This is a genomic window from Pseudoduganella chitinolytica (genome assembly GCF_029028125.1).
Lineage (GTDB): Bacteria > Pseudomonadota > Gammaproteobacteria > Burkholderiales > Burkholderiaceae_D > Rugamonas > Rugamonas chitinolytica.
On sequence record NZ_CP119083.1, the window covers coordinates 5,360,456 to 5,378,713 of the forward strand.

General features: G+C 59.0%; 11 protein-coding genes and 1 pseudogene. All 12 read left to right on the top strand.

Translation table 11 applies throughout. The features are described from left to right. Positions 1–99: 99 nt before the first annotated feature. Complete coding sequence (gene rpoC / locus PX653_RS23900) at positions 100–4,341, top strand: DNA-directed RNA polymerase subunit beta' (RefSeq protein ID WP_277415167.1); 4,242 nt, start codon at positions 100–102, stop codon at positions 4,339–4,341. Positions 4,342–4,509: 168 nt separating this feature from the next. Further along, a complete protein-coding gene (locus tag PX653_RS23905) occupies positions 4,510–5,559 on the top strand; it encodes a DUF262 domain-containing protein (protein WP_277415168.1) in 1,050 nt (349 codons plus the stop codon). A 4-nt stretch (positions 5,560–5,563) separates the two neighbouring features. Continuing rightward, positions 5,564–6,241, top strand: coding sequence for an MAE_28990/MAE_18760 family HEPN-like nuclease (locus PX653_RS23910; protein ID WP_277415169.1), 678 nt, complete (start codon positions 5,564–5,566; stop codon positions 6,239–6,241). A gap of 137 nt (positions 6,242–6,378) precedes the next feature. Next, positions 6,379–6,949 (top strand): annotated as a pseudogene (locus PX653_RS23915) (DNA-directed RNA polymerase subunit beta'); the annotation flags it as partial. Positions 6,950–7,276: 327 nt separating this feature from the next. Next, positions 7,277–9,181: a type VI secretion system Vgr family protein gene (locus tag PX653_RS23920; RefSeq protein ID WP_277415170.1), complete on the top strand. Its 1,905-nt coding sequence runs from the start codon at positions 7,277–7,279 to the stop codon at positions 9,179–9,181. A 1-nt stretch (position 9,182) separates the two neighbouring features. Next, the gene (locus PX653_RS23925) at positions 9,183–9,668 is read left to right on the top strand and encodes a DcrB-related protein (protein ID WP_277415171.1); all 486 of its coding nucleotides are present in this window, start codon (positions 9,183–9,185) and stop codon (positions 9,666–9,668) included. Between the two features lie 14 nt (positions 9,669–9,682). Next, on the top strand, positions 9,683–13,945 hold the full coding sequence (locus PX653_RS23930; RefSeq protein WP_277415172.1) for an RHS repeat-associated core domain-containing protein: 4,263 nt from the start codon (positions 9,683–9,685) through the stop codon (positions 13,943–13,945). Next, entirely contained in the window at positions 13,942–14,571 is a 630-nt protein-coding gene (locus tag PX653_RS23935) for a hypothetical protein (protein ID WP_277415173.1), read from the top strand. The genes PX653_RS23930 and PX653_RS23935 overlap by 4 nt, the downstream gene beginning before the upstream one ends. A 303-nt stretch (positions 14,572–14,874) precedes the next feature. Then, entirely contained in the window at positions 14,875–15,930 is a 1,056-nt protein-coding gene (locus PX653_RS23940) for an RHS repeat domain-containing protein (RefSeq protein ID WP_277415174.1), read from the top strand. Positions 15,931–16,034: 104 nt separating this feature from the next. Then, complete coding sequence (locus tag PX653_RS23945) at positions 16,035–16,328, top strand: hypothetical protein (RefSeq protein WP_277415175.1); 294 nt, start codon at positions 16,035–16,037, stop codon at positions 16,326–16,328. Then, positions 16,325–16,879, top strand: coding sequence for a hypothetical protein (locus tag PX653_RS23950; RefSeq protein WP_277415176.1), 555 nt, complete (start codon positions 16,325–16,327; stop codon positions 16,877–16,879). Before PX653_RS23945 ends, PX653_RS23950 begins: the two co-directional genes overlap by 4 nt. 57 nt (positions 16,880–16,936) lie before the next feature. Next, a protein-coding gene (locus tag PX653_RS23955) for an IS3 family transposase (RefSeq protein WP_371876380.1) occupies positions 16,937–18,114 on the top strand; the annotation gives its coding sequence in 2 pieces (ribosomal slippage) (positions 16,937–17,195 and positions 17,195–18,114; 1,179 coding nt in all). Positions 18,115–18,258: the final 144 nt, after the last annotated feature.

Sequence of the window (18,258 nt, forward strand, 5' to 3'; positions counted from 1 at the left end):
GACCCCAGGTTTTGCAGTTGGGGCTGAAACGCTAGCACGGCCCGCGGCCTGAAACCGCGGGAGAAAACTGAAGAATTCATCACTACCTGGAGTGATACGATGAAAGCCCTGCTCGATCTATTCAAGCAAGTACAGACGAACGAGACCTTTGACGCGATCAAGATCGGTCTCGCCTCGCCTGAAAAAATCCGTTCGTGGTCCTACGGCGAAGTCAAGAAGCCGGAAACCATCAACTACCGTACGTTCAAGCCGGAACGCGACGGCCTGTTCTGCGCAAAAATCTTTGGCCCGATCAAGGACTACGAGTGCCTGTGCGGCAAGTACAAGCGCCTGAAGCACCGCGGCGTCATCTGCGAGAAGTGCGGCGTCGAAGTCACGCTGGCGAAGGTGCGCCGTGAGCGCATGGGCCACATCGAGCTGGCCTCGCCGACCGCGCACATCTGGTTCCTGAAGTCGCTGCCGTCGCGCCTGGGCATGGTCCTGGACATGACGCTGCGCGATATCGAACGCGTGCTGTACTTCGAAGCATACGTCGTGACCGATCCTGGCATGACCCCGCTGAAGAAGTGCCAGATCATGTCGGAAGACGACTACGCCGCCAAGTACGAAGAGTACGGCGACGACTTCACCGCGTACATGGGCGCCGAGGGCATCCGTGAACTGCTGCGCTCGATCGACATCCACCGCGATGCCGAGACGCTGCGCGTCGAGCTGAAGGAATCGAAGTCCGAAGCGAAGATCAAGAAATACGCCAAGCGCCTGAAAGTGCTGGAAGCGTTCCAGCGTTCGGGCATCAAGCCCGAGTGGATGATCATGGAAGTGCTGCCGGTGCTGCCGCCGGAACTGCGCCCGCTGGTCCCGCTGGATGGCGGCCGTTTCGCCACGTCCGACCTGAACGACCTGTACCGCCGCGTCATCAACCGTAATAACCGCCTGAAGCGCCTGATGGAACTGCGCGCGCCGGAAATCATTACGCGTAACGAGAAGCGCATGCTGCAGGAAGCAGTGGACTCGCTGCTGGACAACGGCCGTCGCGGCAAGGCGATGACCGGCGCCAACAAGCGTCCGCTGAAGTCGCTGGCCGAGATGATCAAGGGTAAGGGCGGTCGTTTCCGTCAGAACTTGCTGGGCAAGCGCGTCGACTACTCGGGCCGTTCGGTCATCGTGGTGGGTCCGCAGCTGAAACTGCACCAGTGCGGCCTGCCGAAGCTGATGGCTCTCGAACTGTTCAAGCCATTCATCTTCAACAAGCTCGAACTGATGGGCCTGGCGACGACGATCAAGGCGGCCAAGAAGCTGGTCGAGATCCAGGAACCGGTGGTCTGGGACATCCTGGAAGACGTGATCCGCGAACACCCGATCATGCTGAACCGTGCACCAACGCTGCACCGCCTGGGTATCCAGGCGTTCGAGCCGGTGCTGATCGAAGGTAAAGCCATCCAGCTGCACCCGCTGGTCTGCGCGGCGTTCAACGCCGACTTCGACGGTGACCAGATGGCTGTCCACGTGCCGCTGTCGATCGAAGCACAGATGGAAGCGCGTACGCTGATGCTGGCGTCGAACAACATCCTGTTCCCGTCGAACGGCGAACCGTCGATCGTGCCGTCCCAGGATATCGTGCTGGGTCTGTACTACGCGACGCGCGAGGCGATCAACGCCAAGGGCGAAGGCATGCTGTTCCCGGACGTCTCGGAAGTGATCCGTGCGTACGACAACAAGGAAGTCGAGCTGGCCACGCGCATCACCGTGCGTATCGTCGAGAATCCACGCGATCCGGCGACGGGCGAGTTCGTCCGTACGCTGACCCGCTACGAAACGACGGTCGGCCGCGCCATCCTGTCCGAGATCCTGCCGAAGGGCCTGCCGTTCAGCGTGCTGAACCGCTCCCTGAAGAAGAAGGAAATCTCGAAGCTGATCAACACGTCGTTCCGCAAGTGCGGCCTGCGTGCGACCGTCGTGTTTGCCGACCAGCTGATGCAGTCGGGCTTCCGCCTGGCAACGCGCGCCGGTATCTCGATCTGCGTGGACGACATGCTGGTGCCGGACGTCAAGAAGTCGCTGATCGCGACGGCCGAATCGGAGGTGAAGCAGATCGAGCAGCAGTACGCCTCGGGTCTGGTCACCGCCGGCGAGCGTTACAACAAGGTCGTCGACATCTGGGGCAAGACCTCGGACGAAGTCGGCAAGGCCATGATGGACCAGCTGAAAGTGGAAGACGTCGTCAAGCGCGACGGCACCCAGACGACCCAGGAATCGTTCAACGCGATTTACATGATGGCCGACTCGGGCGCCCGTGGTTCGGCAGCACAGATCCGCCAGCTGGCCGGTATGCGTGGTCTGATGGCGAAACCGGACGGCTCGATTATCGAGACGCCGATTACGGCAAACTTCCGCGAAGGCCTGAACGTTCTGCAGTACTTCATCTCGACCCACGGCGCTCGTAAAGGTCTGGCCGATACGGCACTGAAGACGGCAAACTCGGGTTACCTGACCCGTCGTCTGGTCGACGTGACGCAGGATCTGGTCGTGATCGAAGACGATTGCGGCACGTCCAACGGCACGCAGATGAAGGCCATGGTCGAGGGCGGTGAAGTCATCGAAGCCCTGCGCGACCGTATCCTGGGCCGCGTGGCGGGCACCGACATCGTCAATCCTGAAACCCAGGAAACGGTGTACGAAGCCGGCACGCTGCTGGACGAAGACATGGTCGAGGACATCGAACGCATGGGCATCGACGAAGTCAAGGTCCGCACGCCGCTGACCTGCGACACGCGTTACGGCCTGTGCGCCAAGTGCTACGGCCGCGACCTGGGCCGCGGCATGCTGGTCAACTCCGGCGAAGCCGTCGGTGTTGTCGCGGCACAGTCGATCGGTGAGCCGGGTACCCAGCTGACGATGCGTACGTTCCACATCGGTGGTGCGGCGTCGCGTGCAGCGGTGGCCTCGTCCGTCGAAGCCAAGTCGAACGGTACCGTGCGCTTCACGGCCACGATGCGTTACGTCACGAACGGCAAGGGCGCGCAGATCGTCATTTCCCGTTCCGGCGAAGTGCTGATCACCGACGACCACGGCCGCGAGCGCGAGCGTCACAAGGTGCCGTACGGCGCCACGCTGATCGTCAAGGATGGCATGGCGATCAAGGCCGGCACGCCGCTGGCGACGTGGGACCCGCTGACCCGTCCGATCATTACCGAGTACGCCGGTACGGTGCGCTTCGAGAATGTGGAAGAAGGCGTCACGGTGGCCCGTCAGGTCGACGAAGTCACCGGCCTGGCAACCCTGGTCGTGATCGATGCGAAGCGTCGCGGTTCGCTGACCAAGACGATGCGTCCGCAGGTGAAACTGCTGAACGACGACGGCCACGAAGTGAAGATCGCCGGCACGGAACACGCCGTGGCGATCGGCTTCCAGGTCGGCGCGCTGATCATGGTGAAAGACGGCCAGCAAGTGTCGGTCGGTGAAGTCCTGGCGCGTATCCCGACGGAATCGCAGAAGACCCGCGACATTACCGGTGGTCTGCCGCGCGTTGCCGAGCTGTTCGAAGCCCGTTCGCCGAAAGACGCGGGCATGCTGGCGGAAGTCACCGGTACGGTGGCCTTCGGCAAGGAAACGAAGGGCAAGCAGCGTCTGGAAATCACGGACATGGACGGCAACAAGCACGAGTTCCTGATCACCAAGGACAAGCAGGTCCTGGTCCACGACGGCCAAGTCGTGAACAAGGGCGAGATGATCGTGGACGGCCCGGCCGATCCACAGGACATCCTGCGCCTGCTGGGTATCGAAGCGCTGGCACGTTACATCGTCGACGAAGTGCAGGACGTCTACCGTCTGCAGGGCGTGAAGATCAACGACAAGCACATCGAAGTGATCGTGCGCCAGATGCTGCGCCGCGTGCAGATCACCAACGCCGGCGACACCGACTACATCGTCGGCGAGCAGGTGGAGCGTTCGGAGCTGCTGGAAGAGAACGACAAGGTCATCGCCGCGGGCAAGCTGCCGGCGACGTACGAGAACGTGCTGCTGGGTATTACGAAGGCATCGCTGTCGACCGATTCGTTCATCTCGGCCGCATCGTTCCAGGAAACCACGCGCGTCCTGACGGAAGCGGCGATCATGGGCAAGCGCGACGGTCTGCGCGGCCTGAAGGAAAACGTCATCGTCGGCCGCCTGATCCCTGGCGGTACGGGCCTGGCCTTCCACCGCGCCCGTCGCGAGAAGGAAGTCTGGGAAGCCGAAGAACGCAACGCCCTGCTGCAAGCCGAGCGCGCAGCGATGAGCGGTGCGGACGTCGAGGCGATCGAGACGTCGACCATCTCGCAGGACGAGGGCGGCGAGGCGTAAGCTTCTTCTCTCTGATGTGAATGAAAACGGCACCTGCGGGTGCCGTTTTTTTGCATTTATTGCGTCCTAAATTAATAGCCTACGGCTTCGGCACATTGCCTATCACCAAAGTGGTAGACGTATGCGTTGCTATGTAAGTGCCTTATGCATCAACTATAGGAGTAAAGAATGAACGACAAAATAAACATAAATGAACTACAACAGCAATTAGAGAGCGAACGTCGACTTGTGTCGTTTGATAGTTATGATATGACTGTCCGGCAGCTGTATGATATGTTTTTAGAGGGAAACATATTCGTTCCGCCTGAATATCAGCGCCAATTCGTCTGGCCCGTTGACCGAGAGTCAGAATTGATTGAGTCAATCTTGCTTGGCATCCCAGTTCCGAGTTTGTTTATGGCGACAAATCCTGATGCCACGTGGGAAATTGTTGATGGAGTTCAACGATTGTCAACCATTGTACACTTTGCCTCAGACGATCCCGCACAATTAAAGAAAATCAATCGAAAGCATTCACTAGTAATTGCTAACTTGGAAAAATTGTCGGGCTTAAATCACGGTACTTACGCGGAACTGGCAAAGTCTATGCAATTGATGTTTATGACCAGGCCAATCCGTGTTACCGTGCTGAACGACAAAAGTGATATGAACGTTCGATTCGATTTGTTCGAGCGGCTGAATACTGGCGGCGTCTCTCTTACAAATCAGGAAATTAGGAACTGTATTTTCCGCGGGAAGTTTAACGAGTCCCTCAAGTTATTGTCGCAGAGTGAGGAATTTGTGAAGGCTGTAAAACTGAACGACGCGTCGCAGAAAAATGGTATGGCGGAGGAGTACGTCCTACGGTTCTTTGCTTATTATGATAATCATTCTAACTTTGATCACAGTGTCAAGGAGTTCCTAAACGATTATATGAAAGCTCACGCATCAAAAGGCCCGGCGGCCACAAAGGTCGCGCTTTTCAAACGCGTCTTTTCTACTTTAGCCGAAGCTTATCCGAATGGAATTACCCGCGGCCAATCGTCAATCACTGCCGCAAACTTGTATGAGGCTTTGGCGGTAGGAACTGCCTTAGCTATGAAAGCCAAGAAACCTATATCCGTTAGGAAACTGGCGAAGCTGGCAGATAACCCGGACTTGAAAAAACTAACCACTGGGGCGACAAATAGCCGGCGTATGGTTCTATCTCGGATAAATTTCGTTAAGGATGCGGTGTGAAAATATGGCGATCGAGCGTGCCGCTATTACTAATCGGCTATCCGAAGTGCACAAGCTCTGGCTTTATATAAAGCATAACGAATCTAGCGCCACGCCGCCAATCGATATTGATGAGATTAAGATGGTCCGTGGGCTATTTTTTGTGAGCCTCTACGGTGCATATGAGCGGTCAGTAAATGAGTCAGTGGTCCAGTACTTCACTCTAATAAACTCTTTAGGCATAAGCTATAATCATTTTTCCGGGAACTTCTATCCGGCGGCGTTTGATTCTATGTTTACGTCATTGCGCACGTCAGAGCAGAAGTGGAAAAAACGTGTCGAGTTCGGGGCGTTCGTTGAATCTTCTGAGGTGTGTCAGATAAATAGTGGTGTATTCGAAGATCAACTCCAGAATCCGAAGTCTAAAATATTGAAGATGATAGCGGAATATCTTGGTGCATCTCAGCTTTATAACCGGAATCATGCAGATGAACTTTATCTTGATGAGGTCGTGGAAAAAAGAAATCAGGTTGCCCATGGTAGGAATACCGCGATTGTTGTTGGAAGTACCGGACGATCAGATGAGCTAGTTATCCGCTATCAGGCAATAAGTCGGATTTTGGAGTCTTTTGTTCAGATGCTGGAAAATCATTATTTGTCGAAGGATTATATTAGGCCTCCATATAGGGGGCAATACAACTGATTGGTGTTGCGGTGGGAATCAATAGCGGAGAAGATCGCGAATGATACGCTTGGGATAACGCCGCGTTACAAGCTCGAGAGATATGGATAATACGGCTTGACTATATAGTCCGCCGACTCTAGGTCATCCATAAAGTAATCGGTGCGTTAGCGCGTGACATCGTCGACGAAGTGCAGGACGTCTACCGTCTGCAGGGCGTGAAGATCAACGACAAGCACATCGAAGTGATCGTGCGCCAGATGCTGCGCCGCGTGCAGACACCCGAGCCGATCGACACCGACTACATCGCAGGCGAAGGTGGAGCGTTCGGAGCTGCTGGAAGAGAACGACAAGGTCATCGCTGCCGGCAAGCTGCCGGCAACGTACAGGAAACAAAAAGCGCGTGCTGCTGGGTATTACCAAGGCATCGCTGTCGACCGACTCGTTCATCTCGGCCGCATCGTTCCAGGAAACCACGCGCGTCCTGACGGAAGCGGCAATAGGGCTAAGCGCGACGGTCTGCGCGGCCTGAAGGAAAACGTCATCGTCGGCCGCCTGATCCCTGGCGGCACGGGCCTGGCCTTCCACCGCGCCCGTCGCGAGAAGGAAGTCTGGGAAGCCGAAGAACGCAACGCCCTGCTGCAAGCCGAGCGCGCAGCGATGAGCGGTGCGGACGTCGAGGCGATCGAGACGTCGACCATCTCGCAGGACGAGGGTGGCGAGGCGTAAGCTTCTCCCTCTGCTTCAAATGAAAACGGCACCCTCGGGTGCCGTTTTTTTTTCGCCGGCGCGAGTAATACCGGGGACAGGCACGGATTTCAGGTCTCCCGACCTGAAGATCCGTGCCTGTCCCCATGGGTTTTGCTTGGTGGAGCGGTCGGAACCGCTGGAAGAGGGCGACGTAGAAAACGGCACCTGCGGGTGCCGTTTTTTTTGTCCGTTCGCCCGCAGCACACGTATCCAAGCGGCCTGTACTGTTACAAATAACATAACGCTTTCGATCAGCGCGACTATAATAGAAAGCTGTCGAGTACCGATCCCCCAGCGGAAAAGCCTATGCCTGATGCCATCCAGGGCTTGCAGAAACTTCTTGCCGACCGTCAGCACAACCGCCTCCTGCGGCTGTCGTTCCCGAACAGCGATGGCCCCGATGCCGAGTTGCTCGTCAACAGTCTCGACGCGGTCGAGGGGCTGTCCCGGCCCTTCGACTACACGCTCGAACTGCTGTCCGACGACGCCCATATCCACCTGAAGGACCTGCAGGGCAAGATGCTCAGCGTCCAGCTCGTGCGCAAGGACGGCACGCTGCGCTATTTCACCGGCCGCGTGTTCCGCTTCAGCCTGAAGAAGGTCGACGGCGGCCTGGCTTACTACGAGGCGAAGGTGGGGCCGTGGCTGAACTACCTCAGCCTGCGCAAGGACAACTATCTGTTCCACGAAGCCAGCCTGTACGACCAGACTGCCAGCATCTTCAGCGACTACGGCGCGCTGCCGGACTGGGACTGGCGCGTGGCAACGCCGCCAAAACCGATGACGGACGCCTGCCAGTTCGACGAGACCGACGCCAACTACCTGGCGCGCCGCTGGGCGGCCGCAGGCCTGGTCTACTGGTTCGAACACACGGAGGCGGGCCACAAGCTGGTGATCAGCGACGGCACCACGGCGGCTGAACCGGTCGACGGCGACCCTGAAGTTCCATACCAGCGTCATGGCGGTGCGATCGAGGAAGACGGCATCGGCGACTGGTCCCCCAGCCGCCAACTCGTGCACGGCAGCGTCGCATTGACGAGCTACGACTTCAAGAGCGGCCGCCCGGCCGTGCTGTCGCTGCCGACGCTGAACCAGCAGGGCGACGTGCCCGTCATCGAATCGTACGAGTACACGGGCGCGTTCGGCTTCAAGGACCTGGCCGACGGCGACGCGCTGGCCCGCCTGCGCATGCAGGAAATCGAAGCGCGCGGCAAGCAGTTCGAAGGCGCGGGCAACTGCCGCCAGATGATGCCGGGCCGCTGGTTCCGCCTGACCGGCCACTTCGACGACGCTGCCGGCGCGGAAGCCAGCGAGTTCCTCGTCATCGAGACGACGCATAAGGCCACCAACAACTACCAGGTGCGCGGCAGCACGCCGCACTACGAGAATCGCATCAGCTGCCTGCGCCGCCTGATCCCGTGGCGTCCTGGGCGCAGCTTCAACTGCACCGAAACAAAGATCTACGGCATCCAGACGGCCACCGTGGTCGGGCCGAAGGGCGAGGAAATCCATACGGACGAATACGGCCGCGTGCGCGTGCAGTTCCACTGGGACCGCGAAGGCCAGAACGACGAACGCAGCTCGGCCTGGATCCGCGTCGCCACGCCGTGGGCCGGCGCCAATTTCGGCATGACGTCGATCCCGCGCATCGGCACCGAAGTGATCGTCTCGTTCATGGACGGCAATCCGGACCGCCCCATCATCACGGGCATGATCCCGAACGTCGACACGATGCCTGCATGGTCGCTGCCGGCCAACAAGACGCAAACAGGGCTGATGTCGCGCTCCACGCCGGGCGGCGGCGTGGACAACGCCAACGCGCTGCGGTTCGAGGACAAGAAGGGTTCGGAGCAGTTGTGGATGCAGGCCGAGCGCAATCTGGATACGGTGGTCAAGAATGATGAGACGAAGGGTGTCGGCGGCAACCGTACCCTCCAGGTAGGCGCCAATCACACCATCGGCATCGGCGGCAACGTTAGCCACACGGTGGGCGGCACGCATACGGAAGTCATCAAGCGCAACATGACGCTCGACGTCACCGAAGGCCGCCAGGACAGCACGATCAAGGGCGACGTCACGATCACTTCGACGGATGGCGAAATCACCGTGACCTCGCCGCACAAAATCACCCTGGTGGTTGGCGGCAGCTCCATCACGATGACGCCGGAGGAAATTGTTCTCACGGCCGGCAACATCTTCCTGAATCCATGACATGAACGACCAATCGACCACGCCCATCCTGCCGAACCGTATCGGCCTGCACGAAGGCAGCGTGCTGCTGCCGGCCGGCTTTGCAGACCGCACGACGAACATGTTCGTCCCCGCACAGCCGCAGAGCCAACCCAATCTGAGCATCGCGCGAGACTGGTTCGCCGCGGGGGAATCCCTCGAACTCTACGTCGATCGCCAATTGGGAATCCTCAAAACTCGAATGCCGGGACATCGGCTGCTGGCCCGGGAGCCGGAAAAACTTGGGCCGGCCGAAGCACGGTTGGCGGGCGAACGCATCGACGCGCAGTACAAAACTGGCGCGACCATCGTCCGCCAACGCCAGGGTGCGTTTGAAATCGCACCTGGTAGGGTGCTGGTATTCACCGCAGCGACACCACGTGCGTTCGACGCGCAGTTCGAGGCGTTATGGCGTGAATGGCTCGACAGCTTCATGCCGGCGCCGAACGGCCCGGCTGGCACTGTCTAAAGGAGCGACCGGTCATGTTCGAAGCGGCCCGCCTCACCGACCCGATTGCCCACACCAGTGCCCTCGGCGGCTTCCTGGTTGGTGCGCTGATTGGTGTCGCACTGGTCGCGACAGTGGCCTTTGCGACGTTCACCTGTGGCTTTGGTGTCGCCCTGCTGGCTGGCTTGCTGGCCGGTGTGGGCGCCGCCGCGATTCTCGGATTGGGTGAGGCGATAGGGAGAATGTTCTCATCTCCCTCCGGAGCGATCAGCACCGGTTCGCCAAATGTCTTCACCAATCGCCTTGCGGCGGCATATGCGACCGTCAGCACGACGGTCTGCAGCAAGCACAATCCAGTTCCACTGGTCGCGCAAGGCTCCGCCACGGTTTTCATCAACGGTCTGCCCGCCGCGCGCAAAAGCGATGCCATTACTTGCGGCGCAAAAATCGACGCCGGGTCGAACAATGTCTTTATCGGCGGCGGCACGGAAACGTATCTGCCGGTGGCCGACGAAGTGCCAGCCTGGCTGCGCACTACGGTAGATTGGGCTTTCGCATTGGCCGGCTTGGCGGGTGGGCTGGCCGGGTTGGTGAAAGCCGCTGGGGGACTTTCTCGCGCCGTGCTGCCGTGCGCGGCGAAATTCATCGGCGGCTTCATGATCGGCGAGGCGGTTGGGCGCTATGTCGCGGCCCCGGTTGTCAGCCGCGTCATGGGGGGACTGTTCGGGAAGCCGGTCGATGTCTCGACGGGACGCAAAGTGCTGCTCGCGCAGGACGAAACCGATTTTGTCGTGCCGGGCCCAATGCCTGTGGTGCTGTCGCGCTTTTACGCCAGCGACCTGAGTTTTGAGAGCACCTTGGGCGTCGGCTGGGTGCTGCCCTGGGACTTGCGGCTGCAGCAGCGCGATGGCCAGCTCTGGCTGAGCGATGCCCAGGGCCGCGAGACCGGCTTTCCGCTCATCCCGCCCGGTCATACCCTGTACAGCGAGGAAGAGCAGCGCTATCTTGCGTGCACTGAGGACGGCCGCTACCTCATGTACGACCTCAATGAGAACTACTACGACTTCGGCTACATCGATGTGGAATCCGGTGAGATCGGGTGGTTACAGCGCTTTGAGGATCGGACCGGTCAATGGCACGTCTATTATCGCGATGCGAGCAGTCGCGTCCGGACGATCCACACCAGCTACGGCCAGCGCCTGCGGCTGACCTATAGCGACGGAGCGGTCACCCGTCTGCTCAACATCGAACGAATCGACCAACCGCTCGGTCTACTTGTGGGTTACGAGTACGATGCACGGGGCCAGCTCATTGCCGTAAAAGATGCGAACGGACACATCGCCAGACGCTTTACCTACGACCAGGGGGTGATGACGAGCCATACCAATGCGTTGGGATTCATCTCGCATTACGACTGGGCCGAAATCGACGGACAGTTGCGCGTCACGGCATGCTGGTCCAGCGAAGGCGAGCGGGCCGAGTTCAGCTACGACTTCGCCAATCGCCAGACCTGGGTGCGCGATGAATTGGGGCGCACGGCACACTGGCTCTATGACGCGCATCGGCAGATCGTCGAGTGCACCGATCTCGATGGTGGCACCTATCGCATGGCCTACAGCCCGGCAGGAAACCCGGCCACCATCGAACTGCCAGGCGAACGCAGGATCGCGTTCGAATACGACGAGGCCGGACGCATCATCGGTGAAATAGACCCCTTGGACCGGCGCACTGAAACCAGCTACGACGCCAACAGCATAAGGATCAGGCAGCTCACTTTGCCGGGCGGCGCACGCTGGCGGGCCGAATATGACTACCTGGGCCGGCTGTTGCAAACGACCGACCCGCTGGACCGCGTGGAGCGGTACGAATATGCCGAGGGCATGAACCCGCTCCCGCAGGCACGCATCGATGCCCGGGGCGGGCGCCAGACGATGACGTGGAACCGCTACGGTCAAATCAGCGCGTACACGGACTGCTCCGGCAAGACGACAAGCTACGATTACGACGCCGCAGGCTATCTTTCGGCCGTTACCGATGCCTTGGGTCATACCACTCGCATCGACCGTCTGGCAACGGGGGAACCTGTCGCAGTGACCCTGCCGGACGGCCAGGTCGAACGGTACGCTTACGATGCTGCAGGCCTGCTTGTTGCCCAGCATCTTGCGCAGCAGCCGGGCCATCGCTGGCAGCGCAATGCGCGAGGCCAGGTACTGGAAGCCATCGATCCAGCTGGCAAACGGCTGCATTATCGTTATGACGAGCGCGGTAGGCTGACCGAACTGGCGACAGATGCCGCAACGCGCTATCGGTTTGAATATGATGCAGGCGACCGTCTCCTGCGCGAGGTTCGTCCAGACGGCGTCGAGCGCCATCTGCGCTATGACGAAACCGGAGAATTGGCGGAACTGATCAAACTGGGCGCACCAGCCAGCCCGACAACTGAACGGGCCCGACGAGTCACATCGTTCAGCCGCGACAAGATGGGCCGCCTGCTGAGGCAACTCACCGACACGTCTATCGGCAACTACGAATGGAATGATGCCGATCGCCTCGTCAGCGCCGAGCGGGTACCGACAGACTCAGGCGCAAACATGGGTGTCGCGGCCAGCCGCATCCTGTTCGATTACGACATCGCCGGGCGCCTCATTGCCGAGCATGGTACCGAAGGCACAGTCGCCTACACGCTCGACGAGCTGGACAATCTCACGACCCTCGACCTGCCGTACGGCCAACGGCTGGACATGCTGATGTACGGGTCCGGTCACGTTCATCAGATTCAGGCGGGTGGCCATATCGTGAGCGATATCGAGCGCGACGACCTGCACCGCGAGGTGCTGCGCTCGCAGGGGCGGCTGGCGCACCGCACCGGCTATGACCTGCTGGGACGGCGCAGTTGGCAGTCCGCGGCCATGCCGGCGGACCCGGTCGGGCCCGGTCAAGGCAGGTTCTGGCGCAGCTACCGCTATACGCTGCAGGGCGAGTTGGCCGAGCAACTCGACAGCGTCCGCGGCGATATTACCTTCGACTACGATCCAGCCGGCCATCTGCTGCGCCAGACGCGCACCGCGGACATGTCGCAGGAGCGTTTTGCGTGGGACGCGGCAGGCAATCTGCTCGAGCGCGCCAGCGGGACAAGCCAGGGCTTGGTCGAGGGCAACCGCCTGAAAGTCTGGCAGGACATCCGCTTTACCTACGACCCATGGGGCAACGTCAGCGAAAAGCGCAAGGGAGCCCATAGCACCCAGCGCATGTCCTTCGATGCGGAGGACCGCCTGCTGGCGGTAATCAGCGAAGACCTTGCCGGGTCGGTCGAAACGCGTTTCGACTACGACGCAATCGGCCGCCGTATCGCCACCAGCACCACCCATCAGCCGGCGTCGGGCACTGGCTACATCGAACGAAAACGCTTCGTCTGGCAAGGCCTGCGCATGGTGCAAGAAGTCCGGGAGAGCGGCGTCAGCAACTACGTCTACAGCCCTGACGAACAGTACACGCCGCTTGCCCGCGTGGACGCGTACATCGGCAGCGCCATCGCGACAGCGGCAATCGAGACGGCGAAGAACTCCTCGAGGGTCTACCATTTCCACACCGACGCCATCGGCACGCCGCTGGAGGTAACCGACGAAGCCGGTGAATTGGCGTGGGCCGGCAAATACTCGGCATGGGGCAAGGTGGACTGGGACGAGGACACGGCCCCAATGGCACGCATCGACCAGCCGCTGCGCTATCCGGGGCAGTATGCCGACCAGAGTACCGGGCTGCATTACAACACGTTCCGGTACTATGATCCGGATGTGGGGCGGTATATTAGTCAGGATCCGATTGGGTTGCTGGGCGGGGAGAACGTCTATGCCTACGCCGAGAACCCTACCAGCATGGCCGATCCGTTGGGGTGGTGTTCCACCGTGCTAGGCGAGAACATGGGGGCGCGGACGGGGGATGGGATGGCGAATCATCATCTCATCCCAGAAGAGATCCTCAAGGATGCTCGATTCAGCCGCATGTTCGCGAAGCTGAAAAGTATGGGCTTCCACGGCGATAAAGCATCGAATGGTATTTTCTTGCCAGGGAGCGAAACGTTAGCGAAGCAGACAGGTCTGCCCGGACACTGGTCGAACCATCGCAAGTATACAGAAGCGATACGGTTGGAAGTTCAAGATCTCAACCGCCGATTCTCGGTCGGTAGCCTCAGTGACACGCAATTAGTATTAGGCATCCAACGGATACAGAACCTAGCTCGTGAAGGGCTTGAAAGTGGAACATTCATCACCGACTCTATTACTGGCAGACTCCTATGAGTAAAAAATCTCTTTATATCCTGAAATATACAGATTCCGACCCCGGATGTCCCACCTACATGGCCGCGGAATTGAGCAGCGAACCCGAATGGGACCTTTTTGTAGCACACCCAGACGAGGTCGTTGTAGAAAAAAAATATGCCCTTCGAATCACCGATGGTGAGATTACGGATATTGATTTTGATATGGATAGCGGCGATCAGCGTTACGTATCCGCCGAGTTTTTAAAAGTCTGTAACGAGTTAAATGTCCCACACCGCGCTATACCGCTACGAATCGAGTTGCCTAATGGCGATAAAGCAAAGAAGGACTATTTCTTTTTTCTGCCAAAATGTAATTTATCCCTACTTGATCGCCTTAACTCAGATTTTCAGGAGGAGGTGGATCCGGAGCTTGGTGGAACCCTTATAAATGGTGTGTTCGGAACTCCGATCTACAGTAGTATATCGAAGTTCATACCTCTAGATATGGATACGCCGAATCTATTTTTCTGCGTGGATATATTTGAGCTCGTGTGCAGTGATGCGTTTCGGCTATTGTCTATAAGAAATAATCTGAAGGGAGTTGCATTTTTGCCACTTGATGAATCCTATCGGTACAATCCATTCAACAGTTTGCCGGAATGATATCGATATAACTGAGAAGTGGTTCTGCTTGTAACCTTATGGTGAAAATCACAGAGCGCGCGCGGTGGGCAACTAAGACAGATTTAGCGGACTGCCATCGCCGCCCTCGTCAATTGTTTCGAGCATACGGAGGGCGACCGCGCGCCGTTGATCGGCGACGACGCACCACGCCGGCCGAGTAGATCGATGGTGACCCGGAGGTACTGTATTAGCGTTCGGCGGCGCTATAGACGAAGACGACAATGATGACTGGTTACCCTAGCCGCCAACTCATGCACCGCTGCGTCGCCGACCAGCTAGGATTTGCGGCTGGGTCCAGAGAACGATCAGCGACGTGTTACCGCATGCTGGTCCAGCGAAGGCGAGCGGGCCGAGTTCAGCTACGACTTCGCCAATCGCCAGACCTGGGTGCGCGATGAATTGGGGCGCATGGCACACTGGGTCTATGACGCGCATCGGCAGATCGTCGAGTGCACCGATCTCGATGGCGGCACCTATCGCATGGCCTACAGCCCGGCAGGAAACCCGACCACCATCGAACTGCCAGGCGAACGCAGGATCGCGTTCGAATACGACGAGGCCGGACGCATCATCGGTGAAACAGACCCCTTGGGCCGGCGCACCGAAACCAGCTACGACGCCAACAGCATAAGGATCAGGCAGCTGACGTTGCCAGGCGGCGCACGCTGGCGGGCCGAATACGACTACCTGGGCCGGCTGCTGCAAACGACCGACCCCCTGGACCGCGTGGAGCGATACGAATATGCCGAGGGCATGAACCCACTCCCGCAGGCGCGCATTGACGCCCGGGGCGGGCGCCAGACGATGACGTGGAACCGCTACGGTCAAATCAGCGCGTACACGGACTGCTCCGGCAAGACGACAAGCTACGATTACGACGCCGCAGGCTATCTTTCGGCCGTTACCGATGGCTTGGGCCATACCACTCGCATCGACCGTTTGGCAACGGGGGAACCTGTCGCAGTGACCCTGCCGGACGGCCAGGTCGAACGGTACGCTTACGGTGCTGCAGGCCTGCTTGTTGCCCAGCATCTTGCGCAGCAGCCGGGCCATCGCTGGCAGCGCAACTCGCGTGGACAGGTGCTGGAAACCATCGATCGAGCAGGCAAACGGCTGCATTATCGTTATGACGAGCGGGGCAGGCTGACCGAACTGGCGACAGATGCGGCAACGCGCTATCGGTTTGAATATGACGCGGGCGACCGTCTCCTGCGCGAGGTCCGTCCAGACGGCGTCGAGCGCCATCTGCGCTATGACGAAACTGGAGAAGTGATCTGTATAATCTCTATCAGTCAGAATCGTACCAAAAACTTCTGCATTATGCGCGGGAGTTGGTAGGCCGGGCACTAAGCGAAGAGTTTCCTGAAATTCTATATTCTCATGATCTTAAAAAGATAGCGTGCGCCCAAATCACTTTAGAGACGCTAGCTAAGGTAGTGGAGGTGTCTCAACCGCAACTTGCAGAGTTCGTCAAGCTTAAATGGTACGGGTCATTAACTGACTCTTTGGATGGTGAATTTCCTAAAAATGAAAAACCCGGAGATGATGAGAAAGTAGCCGTGGTAGAAGAACTCCCACTTTATCGGAATTTTCTTTTGCCTTACCTAGTTGAATGGAGTCTGCTAAGCGAAAGGCCTGGCGATGTGGCTGCATATATCAGATGTGTTCGTATGCCTCATGCGGCTAAGTATGAGAAACGAATAAAACAGTGGTATGAACGTTCTATAGAGAATTGATAATCTATCAAGGGCTTCGTGCGGTCGGTCGGGACCACCGGGCGGCCGAATTCGCCTACGACAGCGCCCAGCGGCTGGTCCGCCTCACCAACGAGAACGGCGAGGCCTACCGCTTCACGTACGACCACAACGACAACCTCATCGAGGAAATCGGCCTGGACGGCACCGTCAAGCGTATCGAGCATGACGCCCGCGGCCTGCCGGTCAAGGTCATCGATGCCGCGGACACCGTGGAAGCCCTCACGCTGCACTTGGAGCGCGACGCGCTGGGGCGGCTGGCCATGAAACACGCACGCGGACGCAGCACGCTGTACCGCTACGACCAACTCGGCCAGTTGCTGCAGGCGGAAATCTTCAGCGACGACGGCCAGCGTCGCACCGTCCACGACAAGCTACTGTTCAGCTACAGCAAGCGCGGCGAACTGCGGTCAGAAACGGGCCACCTGGGCACGCTGCGCCACCGCTACGACGAACTGGGCAACCGCTGCGCCACGACTCTGCCGGACGGCCGCACGATCAACCGCCTGCACTACGGCTCCGGTCACCTGTGAGGTACTCTGATTTTTTCGGACACTCTTGTTTGGTAAAGTTCGCCAACAGGAGCCTTTATGAAGACATTGAAGAAGACGTACACCCCCGAACTCAAGGAAGAAGCTGTCAAGCTGGTACTGGCGCAGGGCCTGTCCATTGAGCAGGCGGCGGCACGTGTCAGCATTCCAAAAGGGACGCTGGCCAATTGGGTAGCAGCAGCCAAACGCGGGCCGGCTGCAACAACAGCACCTGGAAGCCGCTCCGTGGCCGAGCTGGAGGCGGAGAACGCACAGCTGCGCAAGCAGCTGGCGCAAGCAGAAATGGAGCGGGATATCGTAAAAAAAGCGGCGGCGTACTTTGCGCGCGAGTCGCTGCCAAGTACGCGTGGATAAAGACGATGCGACTCAATTTCCCTGACTATCCTGTGAAGCTGATGTGCCAAGTATTGGACGTCTCGCGCAGCGGCTACTACGACTGGCTGCGGGCGAAGCCGTCGACACGCAAGCAGGACGACGAGCGGCTGAAAGTATTGATTTCGGCAGTGCATCGGCAGACCCGCGAGACTTACGGAGTGCCACGGATAAAGCGAGAGCTCGCTGCGCAGGGACACGAGGTCGGCCGCGATCGGGTTCGACGATTGCGCCAGGAGCTCAATCTGCGCTGCAAACAGCGGCGCAAGTTCATCGCAACGACGAATTCGAATCACAACTTGCCCGTTGCTGAAAACCTGCTGGAACAGCGGTTCGCACCGCGCCGGCCTGACGAAGTATGGGTGACGGATATCACCTATATTCCGACTGCCGAAGGCTGGCTGTACCTGGCCGGCGTGAAGGACGTCTTTACCTGCGAGATCGTCGGCTACGCGATGGGCGAACGCATGACGCAAGATCTGACGACGCAGGCGCTGTGGCGCGCTGTGAGCTACAAACGGCCGGCACCAGGGCTGATCCATCATTCAGATCGTGGAAGCCAATACTGCGCCCATGCCTACCAGGAGCTGGTGGCGCAGTTCGGCATGCGCGCCTCGATGTCGCGCCGCGGGAACTGCTATGACAACGCGCCAATGGAGAGCTTCTGGGGCACGCTGAAGAACGAGCTTGTCCATCATCGCCGCTATGCCACCCGTGCTGAGGCAAAGGCCTCGATTCAGGAATACATCGAAATTTTCTACAACCGACAGCGGCGCCATTCCCGCATCGGCTTTGTTCCGCCAGCGCTGTTCGCCGAATCCTTCAGCGAACAGCAGGCGGCTTAAGACAAGCGTGTCCGTTATTGACAGTACACCTCAAGCCGGCATAGCCCGGCTCGACCGGTCACCTCCTTGTCCAAGTAGATGGCCGGCAGTGGCCGCACTTCCACAACGATCCTAACGGCATGCCGGACGAGCTGCGATGCAGCT